The 17,892-nt window shown below is 60.1% G+C and carries 19 protein-coding genes and 1 pseudogene; 15 read left to right on the top strand and 5 right to left on the bottom strand.

What is annotated here, in order from left to right; all coding sequences use genetic code 11:
• From PV407_RS28745 to PV407_RS28735, 3 genes and pseudogenes are all read left to right on the top strand, one after another.
• Nucleotides 1-863, top strand: a pseudogene (locus PV407_RS28745) (sugar-binding protein); the annotation flags it as partial.
• Between the two features lie 508 nt (nt 864-1,371).
• Complete coding sequence (locus PV407_RS28740) at nt 1,372-1,998, top strand: TetR/AcrR family transcriptional regulator (RefSeq protein ID WP_332093441.1); 627 nt, start codon at nt 1,372-1,374, stop codon at nt 1,996-1,998.
• Nucleotides 1,999-2,371: 373 nt separating this feature from the next.
• Nucleotides 2,372-2,926 carry an HXXEE domain-containing protein gene (locus PV407_RS28735; RefSeq protein ID WP_332093440.1) on the top strand — a complete coding sequence of 185 codons (555 nt, stop codon included), beginning with the start codon at nt 2,372-2,374 and terminating at the stop codon, nt 2,924-2,926.
• A gap of 59 nt (nt 2,927-2,985) precedes the next feature.
• Here PV407_RS28735 and PV407_RS28730 read toward each other — a convergent pair whose 3' ends face one another.
• Nucleotides 2,986-3,927 (bottom strand): dienelactone hydrolase family protein, encoded by a 942-nt coding sequence (locus PV407_RS28730; RefSeq protein WP_332093439.1) that lies wholly within the window; start codon nt 3,925-3,927, stop codon nt 2,986-2,988.
• 129 nt (nt 3,928-4,056) lie between these two features.
• On the opposite strand from PV407_RS28730, the gene PV407_RS28725 reads away from it, so the two are divergent.
• The 4 genes from PV407_RS28725 to PV407_RS28710 all read left to right on the top strand — a co-directional run bounded on the left by PV407_RS28725 (nt 4,057) and on the right by PV407_RS28710 (nt 6,798).
• On the top strand, nt 4,057-4,239 hold the full coding sequence (locus tag PV407_RS28725; RefSeq protein ID WP_332093438.1) for a hypothetical protein: 183 nt from the start codon (nt 4,057-4,059) through the stop codon (nt 4,237-4,239).
• A 551-nt stretch (nt 4,240-4,790) separates the two neighbouring features.
• Entirely contained in the window at nt 4,791-4,937 is a 147-nt protein-coding gene (locus tag PV407_RS28720) for a sporulation histidine kinase inhibitor Sda (RefSeq protein ID WP_332093437.1), read from the top strand.
• Between the two features lie 59 nt (nt 4,938-4,996).
• On the top strand, nt 4,997-6,025 hold the full coding sequence (locus tag PV407_RS28715; RefSeq protein ID WP_332093436.1) for a MerR family transcriptional regulator: 1,029 nt from the start codon (nt 4,997-4,999) through the stop codon (nt 6,023-6,025).
• 86 nt (nt 6,026-6,111) lie between these two features.
• Complete coding sequence (locus PV407_RS28710) at nt 6,112-6,798, top strand: class I SAM-dependent methyltransferase (RefSeq protein ID WP_332093435.1); 687 nt, start codon at nt 6,112-6,114, stop codon at nt 6,796-6,798.
• Between the two features lie 963 nt (nt 6,799-7,761).
• On the opposite strand, the gene PV407_RS28705 is transcribed toward PV407_RS28710, so the two are convergent.
• On the bottom strand, nt 7,762-8,520 hold the full coding sequence (locus PV407_RS28705; RefSeq protein ID WP_332093434.1) for an SDR family oxidoreductase: 759 nt from the start codon (nt 8,518-8,520) through the stop codon (nt 7,762-7,764).
• A gap of 223 nt (nt 8,521-8,743) precedes the next feature.
• Between PV407_RS28705 and PV407_RS28700 the strand changes: the two genes are divergently transcribed.
• The 3 genes from PV407_RS28700 (at nt 8,744) to PV407_RS28690 (ending at nt 11,075) form a co-directional block, all read left to right on the top strand.
• Nucleotides 8,744-9,391: a TetR/AcrR family transcriptional regulator gene (locus tag PV407_RS28700; protein ID WP_332093433.1), complete on the top strand. Its 648-nt coding sequence runs from the start codon at nt 8,744-8,746 to the stop codon at nt 9,389-9,391.
• A 95-nt stretch (nt 9,392-9,486) separates the two neighbouring features.
• A complete protein-coding gene (locus PV407_RS28695) occupies nt 9,487-10,389 on the top strand; it encodes an amidoligase family protein (protein WP_332093432.1) in 903 nt (300 codons plus the stop codon).
• A gap of 80 nt (nt 10,390-10,469) precedes the next feature.
• A complete protein-coding gene (locus PV407_RS28690; RefSeq protein ID WP_332093431.1) occupies nt 10,470-11,075 on the top strand; it encodes an RDD family protein in 606 nt (201 codons plus the stop codon).
• Between the two features lie 211 nt (nt 11,076-11,286).
• On the opposite strand, the gene PV407_RS28685 is transcribed toward PV407_RS28690, so the two are convergent.
• Complete coding sequence (locus PV407_RS28685) at nt 11,287-12,006, bottom strand: queuosine precursor transporter (RefSeq protein WP_332093430.1); 720 nt, start codon at nt 12,004-12,006, stop codon at nt 11,287-11,289.
• Nucleotides 12,007-12,245: 239 nt separating this feature from the next.
• Between PV407_RS28685 and PV407_RS28680 the strand changes: the two genes are divergently transcribed.
• The 5 genes from PV407_RS28680 to PV407_RS28660 all read left to right on the top strand — a co-directional run bounded on the left by PV407_RS28680 (nt 12,246) and on the right by PV407_RS28660 (nt 16,356).
• Nucleotides 12,246-12,653 carry a GntR family transcriptional regulator gene (locus PV407_RS28680; protein ID WP_332093429.1) on the top strand — a complete coding sequence of 136 codons (408 nt, stop codon included), beginning with the start codon at nt 12,246-12,248 and terminating at the stop codon, nt 12,651-12,653.
• Nucleotides 12,650-13,363 (top strand): ABC transporter ATP-binding protein, encoded by a 714-nt coding sequence (locus tag PV407_RS28675; RefSeq protein WP_332093428.1) that lies wholly within the window; start codon nt 12,650-12,652, stop codon nt 13,361-13,363. Before PV407_RS28680 ends, PV407_RS28675 begins: the two co-directional genes overlap by 4 nt.
• Nucleotides 13,360-14,145, top strand: a complete 786-nt coding sequence (locus tag PV407_RS28670) for an ABC transporter permease (protein ID WP_332093427.1) — start codon at nt 13,360-13,362, stop codon at nt 14,143-14,145. The genes PV407_RS28675 and PV407_RS28670 overlap by 4 nt, the downstream gene beginning before the upstream one ends.
• 64 nt (nt 14,146-14,209) lie before the next feature.
• Nucleotides 14,210-15,175, top strand: a complete 966-nt coding sequence (locus PV407_RS28665; RefSeq protein ID WP_332093426.1) for an ABC transporter ATP-binding protein — start codon at nt 14,210-14,212, stop codon at nt 15,173-15,175.
• 38 nt (nt 15,176-15,213) lie between these two features.
• The gene (locus PV407_RS28660) at nt 15,214-16,356 is read left to right on the top strand and encodes an ABC transporter permease (protein WP_332093425.1); all 1,143 of its coding nucleotides are present in this window, start codon (nt 15,214-15,216) and stop codon (nt 16,354-16,356) included.
• A 61-nt stretch (nt 16,357-16,417) separates the two neighbouring features.
• On the opposite strand, the gene PV407_RS28655 is transcribed toward PV407_RS28660, so the two are convergent.
• Both PV407_RS28655 and PV407_RS28650 read right to left on the bottom strand, forming a co-directional pair.
• Complete coding sequence (locus PV407_RS28655; protein ID WP_332093424.1) at nt 16,418-16,669, bottom strand: hypothetical protein; 252 nt, start codon at nt 16,667-16,669, stop codon at nt 16,418-16,420.
• A 144-nt stretch (nt 16,670-16,813) separates the two neighbouring features.
• Complete coding sequence (locus tag PV407_RS28650) at nt 16,814-17,815, bottom strand: NAD(P)/FAD-dependent oxidoreductase (RefSeq protein WP_332093451.1); 1,002 nt, start codon at nt 17,813-17,815, stop codon at nt 16,814-16,816.
• Nucleotides 17,816-17,892: the final 77 nt, after the last annotated feature.

Genomic DNA, 17,892 nt, shown 5'->3' with positions numbered 1-17,892 from the left:
CAGGCGCGGATGCGGGCGAGAGCGGGGGCGGGAGCGGCGGGCAGCCGGTGCAGGCGGCGTTCGCCGGGGACGCGGCGGCGTTTTACCGCGGCAACGAAGCGGCCGGCCGGCTGGCGGCGAGCGCGGAGCAGGCGTCGCTCGCGTATACGGGCGCGCGCAAGTTCGCGATCGCGGGAGCGGGTACGGGCGGCGGCAGCGGCGGCGTGACGCTGTCGGCGCAGGTCGTGCAGGAGCCGGACGGGAGCTTGGGCGAGCTGGCGGGACTGCCCGTCCGGTTCACGGTATCGGCGTGGAATCCGGACGGCAGCTTATCGCCGGTCGCCGCCGTCGCGGACGCCGTTTATGCGACCGATGCGGCAGGGGTCGCATCCGCTGCGGTCGGCTTGCCGAGCGGACTGTACCAAGTGAAGGCGCGGCTGCTCGGCAACGGCTACTACACGCCGTCGGAGACGACGGCAGATATCGCCGTGTTCGAGTCGGCTCCGGGAGCGGCGGGCGTCAACGGCCATATCGACCTGACGCCGGGCGGCGATCCGCTTATCGGGACGCGGGCGAACAAGCTGCACGTCGAAAGCCGGGTGACGGCCGACGGCCGGGGCGTCGCGCAGGGGACGATGCGCGTTCACGCCGAGCCGCAAGGCGCCGATTGGACCGTATCCGCGTTCGACTGGCTTGTTCTTGACGGCGAGCGCGTTTATGCGCAGGGGGTTGCCGTCTATGAGGGAGACGTCCATACGGTCCGTTTGATGGCCCGGGACGGAACCGTCACGCTCGCCGTATGGAAAGGAACCGATTTGTCGTCGGCTCCCGTATTCGTCCGCTCGGGGGAGCGGCTGCAAGGAAGCGTCCGGATCGAACGGTAATGTAATTTGCATGTATCGCGTTGGAATAGATCGCCATCCCGGCTGGGGGCGGTCTGTTTCCTTTTGCCTTTGATAGGCTTCGAGAGAGCAGACAGCAGCCCGGATAGTGCTCCAAAGCGCACTATCGGCGGGAGGCGGCGGTCGTTTTCGCGACAATAACGTTCAAAAGCGCACTATCGGCGCAAAACCGCTACTGTGAGCGCGGGCATCGGCCCGAATAGTGCTCCAATGCGCATTATCGGCGTGAGGCGGCGGTCGTTTTCGCGACAATAGCGTTCAAAAGCGCACTATCGGCGCAAAATCGCCGCCATGAGCGTGGGCATCGGCCCGAATAGTGCTCAAAAGCGCATTATCGGCGGGAGGCCACCGCCCATTCCCGCGAAATAGCGCTCCAAAGCGCACTATCGGCGGTCCGGCCGACTTGACACCGTTCGAGCCGCGAGTATAATTTGAGTAAACACTCAAAACTCGCGCGTTACCGCATTCGACGCGGACGGAGGCGAATCGCATGGCCGGCAAAGACGGCAACCATTCGAAAAAGCAGCGCATTCTCGAAACGGCGCTGAAGCTTTTTTCGCAAAAAGGATTCCATGCCACTACGACGAAAGAGATCGCAAGCGAGTGCGGCGTCGCGGAAGGGCTTATTTTCTACTATTTCGGCGACAAACGGAAGCTGCTGCTCGAAGTCGTCACCCATTTCACCTTTTTCATGCGCATCCAAGAGGCGGAGGAGCAATGGGCCAAGCTGCCTCTGGAGGAAGCGCTCGCGCAGTACGGGCTTCGCTATCTCCGGTTTTTGAACGAACATATCGATTACTTGAGGCTGATCTGGTCGCCGGACATGATTCGGGACGAGACGGTTTCCCGTGAGGTGCTGCACCTGATCGAAAATATCGGCGCCGTCGGCGGAACGATGATCGGGCGGCGATTGGCTGGGGCTGGCGATCGGCAGGGCGAAGGCACGCCCGAAATCGCAATGACGATGCTCACATCGTCCATTCTCGTATACTTCATGCTCCAATCCCGCTACGGACGCAGCGTGCAGACGCTCGATGACGAGGCGTACGTTCGGCGGCTTGTCCGGCTGCTGCTGTACGGTTTGGTTGAATCGGGCGGCAAGCCCGGGGCCGAATAAGTCGGCCGGGATCGGTCGCAGGCATTCGAAACCGATCTTGCGCCGCGCCGTGATGCCGCCTGACGTTACACCATTTTTTTTGCCCTAAAATTGAGTATATACTCAAATCATTCCCGGGAGTGATCGCATGCGTTTCAAGATCCGATCGAACCGTCCGGGAGCCTTCGCTGCCGGCGCTTCTATCGGCGTAGGCGATATCGGCTGGATGATTATGTCGGCCGAAACGGCGTCCGCTTTGCGCCAATCGGGGAAAAAACGCCCGTCATACCGGGGCGCCATAGTCGCCTCATGTACGGCGGCCTCGTCGGCTGCCGCCCGAAGGGCTAAAGCCGACGCCTTTCGCAAACTGAAAAGCGAACGGAGGACGATGACCATGCTGTCGACTATCGCGGAATCGAGTGGCCTGGAAGCTTTGATCTGGCTGTTGCCGATCGTCTTTTTCATCCATGACGGGGAAGAAATTGCGACGGTGGAGAAATGGCTGCGGAACAATAAGGCGCATCCCCGCATCGCCGCGGAACGCCGCCTGATCGATTGGGACAAAAATGTGACGGTCCAATTCGCGACGGCGGTGCTCCTGCTCGGCTCGGCGCTCATGCTCGCGGCGTACTTCGCGGCGAAAAGCGTCGACGGCGGGGGCCCGGCGATTGCGGTGTTCACCGGCGCCGTGGCCGTGCTGCTGCTCGACGGGATCAAGCACGTCGGAATTTCGGTCGCGCTCGGGACATATACGTCCGGCGTCATTACGGCGGCGCTGGTCGAAATCCCGTATGCGGCGTACGCGTTATACCGGTTTTGCGAGGCGGGGGCGGCGAACTTCGCGACGATCGCGACAGGCTTTGCCTTCGCGCTTCCCGCAACCTTGATTTTCGTATGGGGCGGGCTTTCGCTCGGGAAAACGGTCGCGCCCTACCGAAAGCGCGCATGACGCCTTTAACGGACGAAAAAGGCTGCGCGGCGCAGCCTTTCCGGTTTCAAGCTTTCCTCTTATAAAACGCGGTCGAAAAAATCGAGCACTTCTTGGCGCATCTCCGCCGTTTCCACGTGCCCGGTCTCGTAGCGGAGCAGCTTCCAGGCGTCCGCCGCACCGACGGAGCGGTATACTTTGTTCAGCTCCTGCTCGATTCGGTCGAGCCCGGCGACCGGCGTAAGCGGATCGTGCAGCCCGGCCGCGCTCAGATGCGGACGGGGCGCGATCAGCGCGTTGATTTGCGCCGCATTGAAATGGGTCAGCAGGTCCGGTATGTAATAATAAATGCCGTGGCGGTCCAGACCGCCTTCTTTCATCAGCGCGTGGAAATCGGTCAAGCAGCATATATCGGCGACCGCCCGCACCCGCGTATCGAGAGCGCCGAGCCACCACGCCATCGTGCTGCCCATCGACATGCCGACCGTCCCGATTCGATTGCCGTCGACCTCCGGCCGCGTCGCGACATAGTCGATCGCCTTGATCGCGTCGTACAGCATCATGCCGAGCAGCGACCGGCCGTGCCACAGCATCTCCTTGAAGACGGACAGCTCGCTGCGGCCGCTCCGTTCGCCGAAAACCCAGGAATCGATCGCCAGTACCGCATACCCGCGCTCCGTCAGCGCTTCGCCGTATCCCGGCTGTCTCATGTACGGGGCGGGACGAAGCAGCTCTTCTTTGCCGACGCCGTAAAATCCGCCGTGCGAATGATGATAAACGACGACCGGCGGCTTCCGTCCTCCTCTCGGCTGCTTCGGCAGCAGCAAATAGGCGGGCACCGGCTCGATCCCGTTCAAATCGAGCGAAAGCTTCTCGAGCGTAAACGTTCCCCGGTCCTCCGTTAATACCGTCTCCGCCGATATCGGCCGATTGCGTGCGGGAAGCCGGCCCAGCAGCGCATACAGCTTGTTGCGGTCGCCCCGCTGTTGTTCGAGAAATGGCTCTAGTATATCAGTATCCATCGTTCGTTCCCCTCCATGCTCTATTGTAACGGATGTGAGGCCGGGGGGAAAACGCGAATCTGTCTTTTTTTGTGAAAAAACAGTTATAATGGATGGCAGACGGCTCGAACGCCGGATTGGAGGAGCGGGATGAAAATCAAAGTATGCTTGTCCGTGGACGGGCAAGAGGTGAAGGAAGACGTCGTGGAAATCGACGACGACAAGCTGGCGGAGCTGTCCGAGGAGGAAGTCGCGGCGGCCGCCGAGGCGGTCGTGCGCCGGTGGGCGGATCGGAAGCTGAGCATCGCATGGGAGGTGGTGCAGCCGGAGTGACGGCCGGCCGCCTTTTTTTTTATTTGAAAAGCCGCGCTCGCAGAGCGGTACGCTTCGCCCCGCCGGTCGGATGCCGCCCGGGCCGCCCGGCCAATAGCGGAACGAATGTTCCGTTATTTTCGCATCCGGGCCAAGCTTCCGCAAAATAACGGAAGCCTTCTTCCGCTAACCGAGCCGATCTCATTCGGAAACGACCCGTTCGAAACGATAACGGAATATTCGGTCCTTTACGCTACATAACGAACCGAACGTTCGCCGTTTGGCGGAAATTCGCCTGTTATTCCTTTCTCGCAGGCGCTAACGCTATGAATCTATTACCGAAATCTGCTAGTTGGGAATTATCCATAAAATGTTTTTATAGAGTAGGCGGTCCCCTGCATTGTGTATAACTTTATTCACATCATTCGACCTGACCGTCAGACATGTTTTGACAGTTGTCAACAAAATGCCCACAAGATATCCACAAATTTATGTGGACAAGGGTGCTGTTGTTCAGCTTCGGACGCCATGTTACGATATAGAAAATTAGGTACAAAGTAAGGTGATGGACGATGAAAACGCTAAGCAACGAAGCGCTGATCGAGACGTACTACAAAGCGGTCGATCTCAAGCTGGACCGGGATTTCGTAACGCTGCTGCTCGCCGAAATCAAAAGACGGAAATTGACTATAAAGTACTATGAAGCTCAGGCGAACTGAGCTTTTTTGTTTGCGGAAGCGAACGTTGACGCGGCGTCAAAGGACGGAGGGCCATCGGAATGCGAATCAAGGAAACGGCGGAAAAGCTGCGGATATCGCCGAGAGCGATCCGTTTTTACGAACAAAAAGGGCTTATCGCGCCGTTGAAAGACGGGGCGGGCGGATACCGCCGCTTCGACGACGACGACATGGCGCGGCTGCAAATGATCGTGGCGCTCCGGGAAGCCGGGCTCGGGCTCGACGATATCCGTCAGGCGCTGCCGGCCCAGGGAGAACCGGGCTCCGCTCAAGGCGAGCTGATCCGTCATTTGGAGCTGAAGCGCGCCGAGATGGCGGCCGCCTGGATCGAGCTGAAGGAGACGATCGAGACGGCCGACTCGATGCTGTCGCTGCTCGCCCGCGAGAAGGCGCTGCCGGTCGAGGCGATGTTTCGGCTGGCGCAGGAGGCGAAGCGGGTGCGCGAGCTGCGCGGCGGCTGGCGGGACCGATGGGACTACGACCGGCTGGCCGACACGCACGACAGCGTCGTCGGGAGCAACTCCGGCGAATATACGGATTACGACCGCGCGCTCGATCTGATTGTCACGTGGATATCCGCCGTACCGGGCGAGGAAGGGCTCGATCTCGGAACGGGAACGGGCAATTTGGCCGGCAGGCTGATGCGCCGGGGGGCGAAAATGGCCGGCGTGGACCAGTCGCGCGCCATGCTGGACCGGTGCCGGGCGAAGTTTCCCGAGATGGAGACGAAGGTCGGAAATTTGCTGGCGGTTCCGTATACGTCCGAAAAATTCGACTTCGTCGTTTCGAGCTTTGCGCTGCGGCATCTGGAGGACGGACAAAGGCGGCTGGCGCTCGAGGAAACGATCCGCGTGCTAAAGCCGCGCGGCCGCATTTGCATCGCCGATCGGATGCCGGCGGGCGAACGGACGCCGGAGCGGGAAGGAAGGCCGGAACGTCCTCCGGACGGGCAAAATCCGCTCGCTTCGGTAACGGAGATCGCCGAATTTTTCGAAGCCCGCCATTATGTCGTCAAAATAAAGCGCCTTAACGACCTGCTGCACGTCGTCTACGCCGTCCCGATTCGCTGACGGCGCTTTTTTTGCGAACGCGGCTTGACCTTCGCGCAGCGTCAACCGTTAGGATGGGGACGACTACGACGAAGGAGGCCGGCAAGATGCCCAACCATGAAACCATTTATGCGCAAAACGCGGAGACGTACGAGCTTCTCGTCTCCAGGCAGCCGTCGCTTGCGCCGCATATCGAGGCGATCCGCCCGTTCGACGGGCTGGACGTCGTCGATCTCGGGGCGGGGACGGGGAGGCTGGCGACGGTGCTGGCGCCGAAAGCGAAATCGCTCGTCCTGCTCGACGCGTCGCAGGCGATGCTGAATGTAGCGGCCGACAAGCTTCGGCGTACGGGAGCGGCCGCATGGCGCACGGCGGTCGCCGACCATCGCAGCTTGCCGCTCGCGGACCGGAGCGCCGACCTGATCGCGGCCGGCTGGACGATCTGCTATTTGACGAACGACGGCGTCCCGGATTGGGAAACCAACGTGAGCCGGATTATCGGCGAAATGGAGCGCGTGCTTCGACCGGGCGGGACGATCGTCATTTTCGAAACGATGGGGACCGGCGCGGAGACCCCCTGCGCTCCCGGCTTTTTGCGGCCCTATTATTCGCTGCTGACGGAAACGTACCGCTTTTCGCACAAGACGGTGCGGCTCGATTACGCATTCGACAGCGTCAGGCAGGCGGAGGAGCTCGCCGGATTTTTTTTCGGTGCGGACATGGCCGAACGGGTGCGGGCGAACCGTTGGTCGCGGGTGCCGGAATGGGCGGGCATGTGGTGGAAGCACGTCTAGCGAGGGGCGACGTTCGCGCCCTGTGTCTGCGAAAGACGGAAGGCCGTCCCGAAGGACGGCCGATCGTCCGCGGCAACCGGGCGGATCCGGATCGACGGCTTACGAACCTTACGACGCTTATTGGCGGAAAAACGATCGTTTTTCAAGGCTGACGAATCCGTATATCGTTATCGGGCCGAAAAGGGAAGAAAACGATCCGATTTGCGGGCAATAACGTTACCGGAATTCGCTGCAAATTCAAGCCGCCGCTTTCGGCTCGGATAACGATCGCTCGGTTCGTTTAGACATTGGAGCCTAGTCCCCGCTCCCTCCCCATGATCACAGCTCCATGATGTCTCTATAAACGTCGGCTTCGCTCCCTCGCATGGCCGGGTTCCGCTCAAGCCTGGGTCGACGAGAGGGTTCTCGAACACGAATCAACAAATTATGAACCCGACAAGTCGCTACAACAGCCGACGGATGCGACCCAACATGGACACGAAGGGCAAATCAACCGCCCGCGAAAGCAAGTCGACAGCCCGCTGATCGCGAACCAACAGCCCGAGTGATCCAACAAGTTCGCGTTTTTCTTGAAAAAGTCGGATAAGCGTGCTGCCAAGCGGGGCACTGCGGATGATTGAAACTGTTGTCTTTACCGATGCTGCGGCTGGCGAAGGGTACGGGGTGTCCGGCCCCGCATCGCCGCCGTGGCGGTCGCGCTGAACGCGATGGACAAGAACGAACGGGAAAACCTCCGGTTAACTTGCTCCATCTATAAGCGTCGTTTCGTAATACCAGGAAAAGCTCCGGATAAATGTCGCTGTATCGGCGAAAAGCACGGCATGGACGAATATAACGGTACGTTTTCCCGTTGTTTTGCCCGGAAACCGGAAACGACCGAAAATAGCGGGAGCTTTTCCATCCCGTTTCCCGCTCTGCTGCCGGTTTGCGCAAAAAAGACCGTCGTCTGACGGTCTTTTCTTGTCAATACGCGGTCCAGCCGGCGTCGGCCGTAATGACCGTACCGTTCACGAAGCGGGACTCGTCGGAGGCGAGGAACAGCGCGACGGCGGCGATTTCGTCCGGATCGCCGGTCCGCGGGTTGATGCCCATGCCGGCCATCGCCTTGTCGAGCCCGAATTCGTTCGGAGACGAGCTGCCGACGCCGATGTTCGTTTTGACGCCGCCCGGCGCGATCGCATTGCAGCGGATGCCGAGCTTTGCGTACTGGAAGCCGACGTTTTTCGTCAAGCCGACGACGGCGTGCTTGGCGGCCGTATAAGCGGCGCCCGCCCGGGAGCCGTACAAGCCGCCGACCGAGGCGATGTTGACGATCGTCCCTTTGCCTTTTTCCATAAAATGGGGGAGCGCTTTCCGGATCGCGCGCATCGGTCCGGTCGCATTGACGGCGAATACGCGTTCCCACAACGCGTCGGTCAATTCGTGAGCCGGCACCATGCCGTCCATGATGCCCGCGTTATTGACCAAAATGTCCAGCTTGCCGTACGTATCGATCGCGCCGTCGATCAGACGCTGTATATCTTCTTCATTGGCTACGTTGGCGACGATGGCGACCGCGGAGCCGCCGGCGGCTTCGATTTGCGAAACCGTCGCCTGCGCGGATTGTTCGTTGATATCGGACACGGCCACCTTCGCGCCTTCTCTGGCGAACAGGACGGCGATTTCTTTGCCCATTCCCGACCCGGCTCCCGTTACGATTGCAACTTTTCCATCAAGTCTCATGTGAATGCCTCCCGATCGTTTTTTTCGCCGAACAAATGAAGTACAATACAAATGTAACGCTTTGAAATCCATACGCGGTCGCGAACGAACCGTCGTACAAGAAAAGTATAGTCCTGCCCGCAAAAGCGTACAATCATTAAAAAACCGCCCTTTGTGCGGTAACGGACAGTTCGCCCGGTTTTGTTCAGCAACTGCGGCAACCTTTAGGATGCGGAGTGTCGCCATGTCCGAAACGGAACGCAAAACGGATCGAAGAATCTCCAAAAGCAAACGGGCGCTCAAGCGGGCGCTGCTCGATCTTTTGGCCGAAAAAGAGTTCAAAGCCGTCACCATCACCGAAATCGTCGACAGGGCCGATTGCAACCGCGGCACGTTTTACGCGCATTACGAGCAGAAGGAAGCGCTGCTCGCCGACGTCATCCGAGAAGCGGCGGACGGCTTGGCGGAAGCGTTCAGGGAGCCGTACCGGGACAAAGACGTTTTCTCCGTCCACGAGCTGCCCCATACGGCCGTCGTCCTGTTCGATCATATGTACCGGAACGCTTCGCTGTTTCGCACGCTGCAGAACGGAAAAGTATGGCCCGATTTCCGGGATCGAGTAATCGAAAGCTTCAAAACGATCGTTCTGGAAGATTTGGACGTATCTTCCGGTCATCAAGCCCAGGCCGATCCCGAGCTCCAAGCCGTTTACCAAATCCATGCGCTGCTCGGACTGACGTTTCATTGGGTCGAGCAAGGGTTTCGGCATACGCCGGACTATATGGCGAAGCAGCTACTGCTTATCGTTAACCTGCGGCCGGACAAAATATACATCAAACGCGGCAGCAAGCCGCGAACGGACCGGGCAGGCGACAGGAGGGAAAACCGATGAAACCGCAAAAAGTGCCCCGGTAAGCCCGCGGCCCGCCCCGCCGCTTCCGCTTTCCGCTTGAAGTCAAACGATTACAGAGCGAAAGAGGGAGTCGCATGGGAGCTATGGAACTGCATTGGACCGAACTGAAGTTCGGCGTGGAAATCGAATTCGTCGGATGCGACCCGAAGCGGGTCGAGCTGCTGCCCGGCTGGGTCATGTCGCTGGACGAGAAGCAGGTCGACATGACGGGCGCCGATTCGGGAAGCGAGCTGAAGCCGCCTCCGCTTCGATGGGAGCAGCGGGATCAAATTCGCGTCATGCTGGACCGGCTGAAGGCGCAAGGCGCGGAGGCGAATTGGAGCTGCGGCTTGCACGTGCACGTCGGCGCGGAGCGGTGGGGCCCGCCGATCGTCCCGGCGATGGTCGAAGCGGCCTTGACGGCGCAGGACGCGCTGCGGCAATTGGTCGGAACGAGCGAGCACCGGCTGCTGTATTGTCCCCCGATCACGCGGGAGATGGCCGAACGGTTCGCCGCCGACCCGACGCCGGAGGCGCTTCGCCATAAAGGAAGACCGCAATCGCATCGATGCGGCATCAACGCGGCGGCCTGGTACGATACCGGGACGATTGAAATCCGGTACGCGAACGGATCGCTCGATTACGGCGAAATCCTGAACACGGTCGAGCTGTGCCTCCGCTTCGTCGCGGCGGTCGGCGCCGGCCGGCGCCTGCCGAACGAGCCGCGGCCGCTGGCCGCCGAGCTGGGCGCTCCTGCGGACGGCTATCCGCCGACGGCCGAGCCTCCTCGGTGGTTCAAGGAACGCATGTGGCTGGAGGAGCTGCTGCTGCCGGTATTCGCGCCGATCGCGGCGGGCCTTGTGCCGGACGGCGAGGTTCATCATATCGTTCCGACGGCGGACGGCCTGCTGGTCGCCGTGGAGGACGGAAGCGGAGCGTTGAGCCGGTACGTGTACCGTCCGGGCGCGACGGGCTGGGAGTGGTGCGGGACCCGTTAACGGGGTGCGGAGTGCGCGGTTCCGCCCGATCTGCAACAAAGCGGGACCGTTCGAAGGGCTGCCGGTTCGGACCGGCAGCCTTGATCCGCAGCTGGACGGAGCGGTCCCGATCCAAACCGTTCGATTCGGAAGGGGATGAGGAAGTGGCGGAACGCAAGCTGCAGGAGCGCAGCGAACGCGTATCGATCGGAGCCCGCATCGTCGCTTTTTTGTTGGATTACGTTCTGATCGCGGGTTACCTGGCGGTGCTGTTCGTCGTTTCCTTTCCGGCGCAGCCGTTAATAAAGCCTCTGTTCACGACGAGTCCATTGACGGCGGAGCTTTCCGGATTTTTGATCATAACGCTTCCCGTATATCTTTATTTTGCCGTATGCGAGGGATCGAAGTCGCACGCGACATGGGGCAAAAGGAAGATGGGCATTGCAGTCGCGGGCGTGCGCGATCGGCCCGTCGGGCTCGGAACGTCGCTGCTGCGGTCCGCCCTTAAATTGGCTCCTTGGGAGCTCGCCCATTTCGCCGTCTGGCATATCGTCATCCCGTCGGAATTGCCCGCCTCGCTCGTGTATACGGCGCTCGCGACGGTCTACGTCCTTGTTTTCGCGTACGTCATAAGCCCTTTTTGGAACCCCAGGAGACAAACGATTTACGACTCGATCGCGGGAACCGTCGTAACGTACAGCAAGTAACCCTCGCCATGCTTCCTCTCCGTTCAGGCCAAGTATTCCGTTGCGACCCTTCCGGAATCGCCATTTTCCATTATGGTTATTAAAGATATGCATTGTCGGTTATTAGTTAAAAAAAGCATTGCCGCTCCGTAACAAAACGCCAAAGCCGGATATCGGCACTCGACGAATATGCCTTAGAAGGCAATGCCGTAACGTTCATGTCCTAGCTGCATTACCGCGCCCGCCCGTCCGTACCCGGCTCCGCGTCCTCCGCATGCCTGAAGCCGCGGGCGATGTACATGACCGGCGTGGCCGCGGCCGTAATGACGAATTTGAACAAATACGTCGTGATCAGCAGCTGCAGCCATACCGATAGCGAATAAAGCCCGGCGAAGGCGATCGTGCAGAACACGAGCGAATCGACCAGCTGGCTGAGCGCCGTGCTGCCGTTCGTCCGAATCCAGAACTGGCCGGCCGACGAAAACTTGCTTTTCAAATACGAATAGACGCGAACGTCCAGAAACTGGCTGACGAAGTAGGCGCAGAGGCTTCCCGCCGCGAGACGGGGCATAAGCCCGAATATCGTTTCCATCGCCTGCTGGGTCGACTGCGCGAGCTCGTCGCCGAGCGGCACGAAGACGAGCGTCATCTGCATCATGACGGTCGAGGCGAGCAGGCTGAAAAAGCCGAACCAGACCGCCTGCTTGGCCGCATCGGCGCCGTATTTTTCGTTCAGCAGGTCGGTCGCCATATAGATCGACGTATAGATCGTGTTGCCGAGCGTCATGGCGATGCCGAGCAGGCCGATCGTTTTCGTCACCTGAATGTTGGCCAGCACGGTGGCGAAGCCGATCCACGCGTACAGCCCTTTTTTGCCGAACAGCTTGTAACAGAGCAGAAACAGGGAGAAATTAACGATGACGAAAGCAACGCCCCAAATCAAGTTGAACATGGTGCGGACCTCCATAGTTTTGGTAGCGCGGGATGGTTTCGAACCGCGGCCGGACGCATATCCGACTGAGCCATCATACCAGATTCGCGGCAATCCCGCATCATTCGATCGCGGCGAACGTCCATGATGAAACTGCCACTTGCATTAAGTGTATTAAGTGATATAATACACTTAGATCGAATCAAACAATTGCCTCGGAACGATTGCGGCCGCAATCGGGATAGACGGGAGGAACGCCTATGACAGGGCAGCGGGTTGGCTCGCTCCGATTTCAGATCGACTTCAGCCAGCCTCTATACGAACAAATACTCGATCAGGTGCGAAGCGCCATCGCGAAAGGAGAAATCGGCTTGGGAGACAAAATGCCATCGGTGCGCGAGCTGGCCCAGGAGCTGCGGATGAATCCGAATACGGTCATGCGCGCCTATCAGGAGCTGGAGCGGGACGGCTTGACGGAAAAACGGCGGGGGCAAGGAACGTTCGTCACGTCGTCGCCCGAGCGGGTGCAAACGTTCCGGACGGAGTTCGCGTCGCAATATATCGAGTCGTTTTTGTCGCAAATGGAAAGCTTGGGACTGACTTGGGAAGATATCGAACGGTACGTGAGGCAAAAATCGGCCGAAGCCGAAGGAGGGACGAATCCATGACGCAGCCTGTCGTCGTATGCGAAAACGTAACGAAGCGGTACGGCAAAAAAGTCGCGCTCGGCGGGCTGGACGTCGTCATTCCGTCCGGCCGGATCGTCGGCATTCTCGGGCCGAACGGCTGCGGCAAGTCGACCTTGTTTCGCGCCATGACCGGGCTCGTCGAGCCGGACGGAGGGCGCATCGAGGTGCTCGGCGGCAGGCCGGGCTGGAAAACGAACGAAGCGATCGCCTACATGCCCGACCGCGCCCGCTGGTATCCGAGCCATACGGTACAGCAGGCGATCGAATGGGGACATTCGTTTTTGCCGGGATTCGACAAAGAGACGGCGATCCGGTTCGCGGAATGGATGGACATCGATCCGGAGATGAAGATCGCCGGCATGAGCCGCGGCCAGGAGGCGCGGGTGGCGCTCATTTTGTGCATTTCGCGCGACGTGCCGCTCATCATCCTCGACGAGCCGTTCGCCGGCATCGACGTCATCTCGCGGGAAGCGATCGTCTCCGGCATTATCGATCATTTGGAAAACCGCGGCCGGACGATGCTGATCAGCACGCACGACATTCAGGAGGTCGAAGGGCTGTTCGACTATACCGTCATGATGGAGAACGGCCGGGCGATCTGGTCGGGCGAGACGGACGATTTGCGGGCCGAATACGGCTCGCTGCAAAACGTATTTCGCACTTTGTACAAAAAGGAGTGGAGACGTTGAACGCGCCATCCGCGACATTTTGGGCGCTCGTGCGCCATGAATTGAAGCAAAAGGGGAGCTGGCGGAAAGCCGCCCGCACCCCGTTCCCCAAGTTTTGGAGGATCGTGTACGTCGCGGTTGTTTTGGCCGCCGCGCTCGGCATCACGACCTATTTTGCGATCGTCGATACGAAACAGCTGGACCGGCTATGGTTCGCCACCTTCGGATTGCCCTACTTTATTTTCTTTTTCGGCTTCGGCCATTTTCGAAGGGAATGGGAGAACGACACGTACGGCTGGTGGCTGACGCTGCCGTATCCGCGCCTGTGGCTGGTCGGCGCCAAATGGGCCGCCGGCATGGCGCGCGTGCTTCTCGTCTGGGCGGGCGTGCTCGTCTTCGCCGCTCTGTACGCCTCGATTATCGCGCTAGCGCTCGAAACGTACACGTTCGCGGACGTCGGCGCGTTTATGGCGACGGGGCTCCGCTGGCTCGCCGCCTTGCTCGGCTTCAGCCCGCTTATTATGGCGCTCGGCTTGTTTACGGCTACGGCGCAGTATACGGCGATCCGCCCGATTACGCCGATATTGTGGGTCGTCTTTATGGGCGGAGGCGGAACGCTGTTTTCGATGTCGACGGCATGGCTGAACATTGCCGGCATGGATGATCGGACGGGCGGCGAAACGGCCCGGTCGCTGTTGTCCCAGCCGTGGCAAATCGCCGTCATGATGGCGTTCGGCGCGCTGCTCGCCTACTTGGTCGTCCGTCTGTCCGCCTATTTGTTGGAGCGGAAGCTGCGGGTGTAGCGGCCTGCGAAGGCCGAATCGCAGCATGCATCGTGCAACGCGAATATTCGGGAGGGATTACGATATGAACAGCTTGCTCACGAAAACTAGTCTCGCGTCGACCGCCGGCGACGAACCGCTGCTGGAAGTGTCGGGGCTAAGCAAATCGTACGGCAAAAAGCAAGCGCTGCGGCAAGCGACGTTTTCGCTCAAAGCGGGCGCGTCGTTCGGTTTTCTCGGACCGAACGGAGCCGGCAAGTCGACGACGATGAAAATATTGACAGGCATCGTCAAAGCCGACAGCGGCACCGTCAAGCTGCTCGGCCGCGACGTGACGAACGAGATCGGCGAAGTCGCCCGTTTTATCGGTTACGTGCCGCAGGACATTACGCTGTACGAAAAGCTGAGCGCCTACGACAATTTGCTGTTTTTCGGCGAAGCGTACGGCGTCCGCGGGATCGAGCTGAAGCACCGCATCCGCGAGGTGCTGGACAAAACCGGCCTGACCGACCGGGCGGGCGACGCGGTCGAAACGTTTTCCGGCGGCATGAAGCGGAGAATCAACATCGCGGCGGCGCTGCTGCACCGGCCGAAGCTGCTCATCCTGGACGAACCGACCGTCGGCATCGATCCGCAGTCGCGCAACCATATATTCGAGATGATACGCGAACTGAACGAGGAAGGGGTCGCCATCCTGTATTCCACCCACTACATGGAGGAAGTGGAGGCGCTGTGCGACGAGATCGCCATCATGGACCGGGGGACGGTCAAGGCGAGCGGCCCGCTCGGCGAGCTGCTGGAAACGTACGGGCGCAGGGCGGTTTACGTGGAGGCGGCGGGCATGACCGAACCGCCGCAATGCCCCGGCGTCGGCCGGGCGAAGAAGGAAGGCTCCGGCTGGCTGCTGGAAACCGAGCAGGTCGGCGCCGTCATGCAGCGGCTGCTGCAAGCGGCGGCGGAGCAACGCTGGGACTTGAAGCAGCTCGAGGTCGTCAGACCGTCGCTCGAAAACGTCTTTTTGACGGTAACGGGCACCGCCCTGCGCGATTGAAAGCCGCTCGACAACGGATGAGAGAGGAGAACGAAGCGATGAAAGCGATCATTTTGAAGGAATTGAAGCTGATCCGCAAAGACAAGCGCAGCTTTTTGTTTCTGCTGCTTATGCCGGTGCTGTTCATCGTCATGTTCGGGTCCGTGTTCGGAGGCACGGGCGATTCGGGCGGCATCACGTTAAGAGTCGTCGATCAGGACGGGACGGAAGCGTCGAGGTCGTTTCTGGAGCGGGCCGGGCAAATTATCGATGTGAAAGCGGCGGACGCGTCCGAGCTGGACGAGCAAATCGGCAAAATCGGGCAGGGCCAATTTTCCGCCCTGCTCGTCATTCCGAGCGGGTTCGAGGCGGCGATGAAGCAGGGTGTGCCGGCCGACGTGAAGCTGTACCGGGATCCGGCGGCCGCGGCGTCGCTCGCGCCGATCGAGGCGATTTTGAACGGCATTTCGAACGGCTACCGCGAGCAGAAGCTGGCCGGCGCGCTCGCTTCGATGGGACAATCGCAAGCGGAAGCGGAGCGGACGCTCGCTTCGCCGATCCGAATCGAAAACGTGTCGACGGCGTCCGACCGGTTCAACTATGTCGATCAAGTCGTTCCGGGCATGACCGTCATGTTCGTCTTCTTCATCATGATCACGATGTCGCGGCGGTTTTTCGAGGAGAAGAAGACGGGCTTGCTGTCGCGCATCCGCAGCACGAGCATAAAGCCGCTCCATTACTTGATCGGCATGTGGATTCCGTTCGCGCTGACGGTCGTCGCGCAGTGCGCCGTGTTGTTCGCGTTCGGTCATCTCGTCTACGACTTGAATCTGGGCGATTTGTCGGCGCTCGCCCTCATCGTGGCCGCGCTCAGCGTCGCCGGCACCGGGCTCGGGCTCGGGCTGTCGTTCGTCATGCCGGGCGAAGGGGCGGCGATGGTCGTCACGCAGCTTATCTCGATGGGCGGCGCGATGCTCGGAGGTCTGTGGGTGCCTTCGTACATGTTGCCGCAATTCGTGCAGACGATCGGCCATTTCACTCCGCAGTATTGGGCGCAGCATTCGCTCGTGAACGTAATCGCGCACAACGCCCATATCGCCGACGTGGCCGGCGGGGTCGTCGTCCTGCTGACGTTCGGGCTCGCCGGACTGGCGCTCGCCTTCTTCCGGCTGCCGGGCTTTCTGCGCACGGCGGCAAGCTGACGGGCTGCCGGCCCGTTGTCACGGTTGGGCCGGTTATGCCGCGAAGCGGACCGACCGCCGTCTATTGCGTCGATTCTTTGAGCGGGATGACGTCCGAATACCCGCAATCGGGACAATACGTCTGGTGCACGCACAAATGCTCGGCCAAGTCCGGATAGCCGTTCGTCAGCTTGCTGTCGTCGATCGGACGGTACGGCGAATAAGGGCCGGAATAGTCGTCGAGACGACCGGCGTCGACGAGCCCTTCGCCGCATTGCGGGCAGCTTCGGTCCAGCGCGCGCATTCCGTTGCAGTATAAGCAGATATAGGACACGACGAAACGTTTCCTCCTTTGCGATGAAGCGGATATTACCGCTATCTTGCCCCGCGGCGGACGCCGGAATTCGCGGGCGGACGCCCGGACGAACGAAAAAAGGTACTCCGCCTGCGCCGCGGAGTACCTTTACCTTTGATCGGGTCAAAATTTCATGTTGCTGCTGTGACCCGGCGAAAGCTTCGCGTCCGGATCGATATACACTTTCGCGTTGTTGATGGCGGTCGGCGCTTCCCCGAAGCCGACGGCGATCAGCTTCAGCTTGCCGGGATACGTCGTAATGTCGCCGGCGGCGAAAATGCCGGGAATCGACGTTTCCTGCCGGGAGTCGACGACGATCGATCCGCCGTCGATATCGAGCCCCCATTCGGCGATCGGGCCGATCGAGGAAACGAAGCCGAAATTGACGATTACGGCGTCGATGGCGATTTCCTCGATTTCGCCGGACTTGATGTCCTTGATCGAAACCGTTTCGATCCGGTCCGCGCCGCTCAGCTTGACGATTTCTTTCGGCGTCACGACGTTGACCTTCGACTTCATGAGCAGCTCTACGCTGTGCTCGTGGGCGCGGAATTTATCGCGGCGATGAATGAGCGTCACCTGCTCGGCGATCGGCTCGAGCATGAGCGCCCAGTCGACCGCGGAGTCGCCTCCGCCGCTGATCAGCACCTTTTGTCCGGCGAATTTGTTCAGGTCGCTGACGAAATAGTGCAAGTTTTTTTTCTCGTACCGAGCCGCCTCCGGCAGCTCCAGCTTGCGCGGCTCGAATGCGCCGACGCCGGCCGTAATGATGACCGCCTTCGCATGATGGACGCCCGCGTCGGTTGCGACCTCGAACAAACGCTCGTCCTTTTTGGTCACCTTCAGCACTTTTTCTTCGAGCCGCACGTCGACCGGAAAATGGCTCATTTGCTCGTTCAACCGGTTGACGAGCTCCTGAGCGGTTACTTTCGGAAAGCCGGCTACGTCATAAATATATTTTTCAGGATAGAGCGCTGCAAGCTGTCCGCCCAATTGAGGCATGCTTTCGATTATTTTCACGGAGGCTTGGCGCATTCCTGCGTAAAACGCCGCAAACATCCCGGCAGGTCCACCGCCAATGATGATGATGTCCGTCAAGTCTTGACCCTGCTCCTGTACTGGCACTGACACGAAAAAAGACACCTCCAAATGGTTATACCACACCTTACTATTATAATCGTCCGCCTATGCGAAAGAAAGCG

Source organism: Paenibacillus sp. GYB003 (genome assembly GCF_036577625.1).
Classification (GTDB): Bacteria; Bacillota; Bacilli; order Paenibacillales; family NBRC-103111; genus Paenibacillus_AB.
The sequence above is the reverse complement of the archived record's forward strand: the minus strand, read 5'-3'. Positions and strand labels throughout refer to the sequence as shown.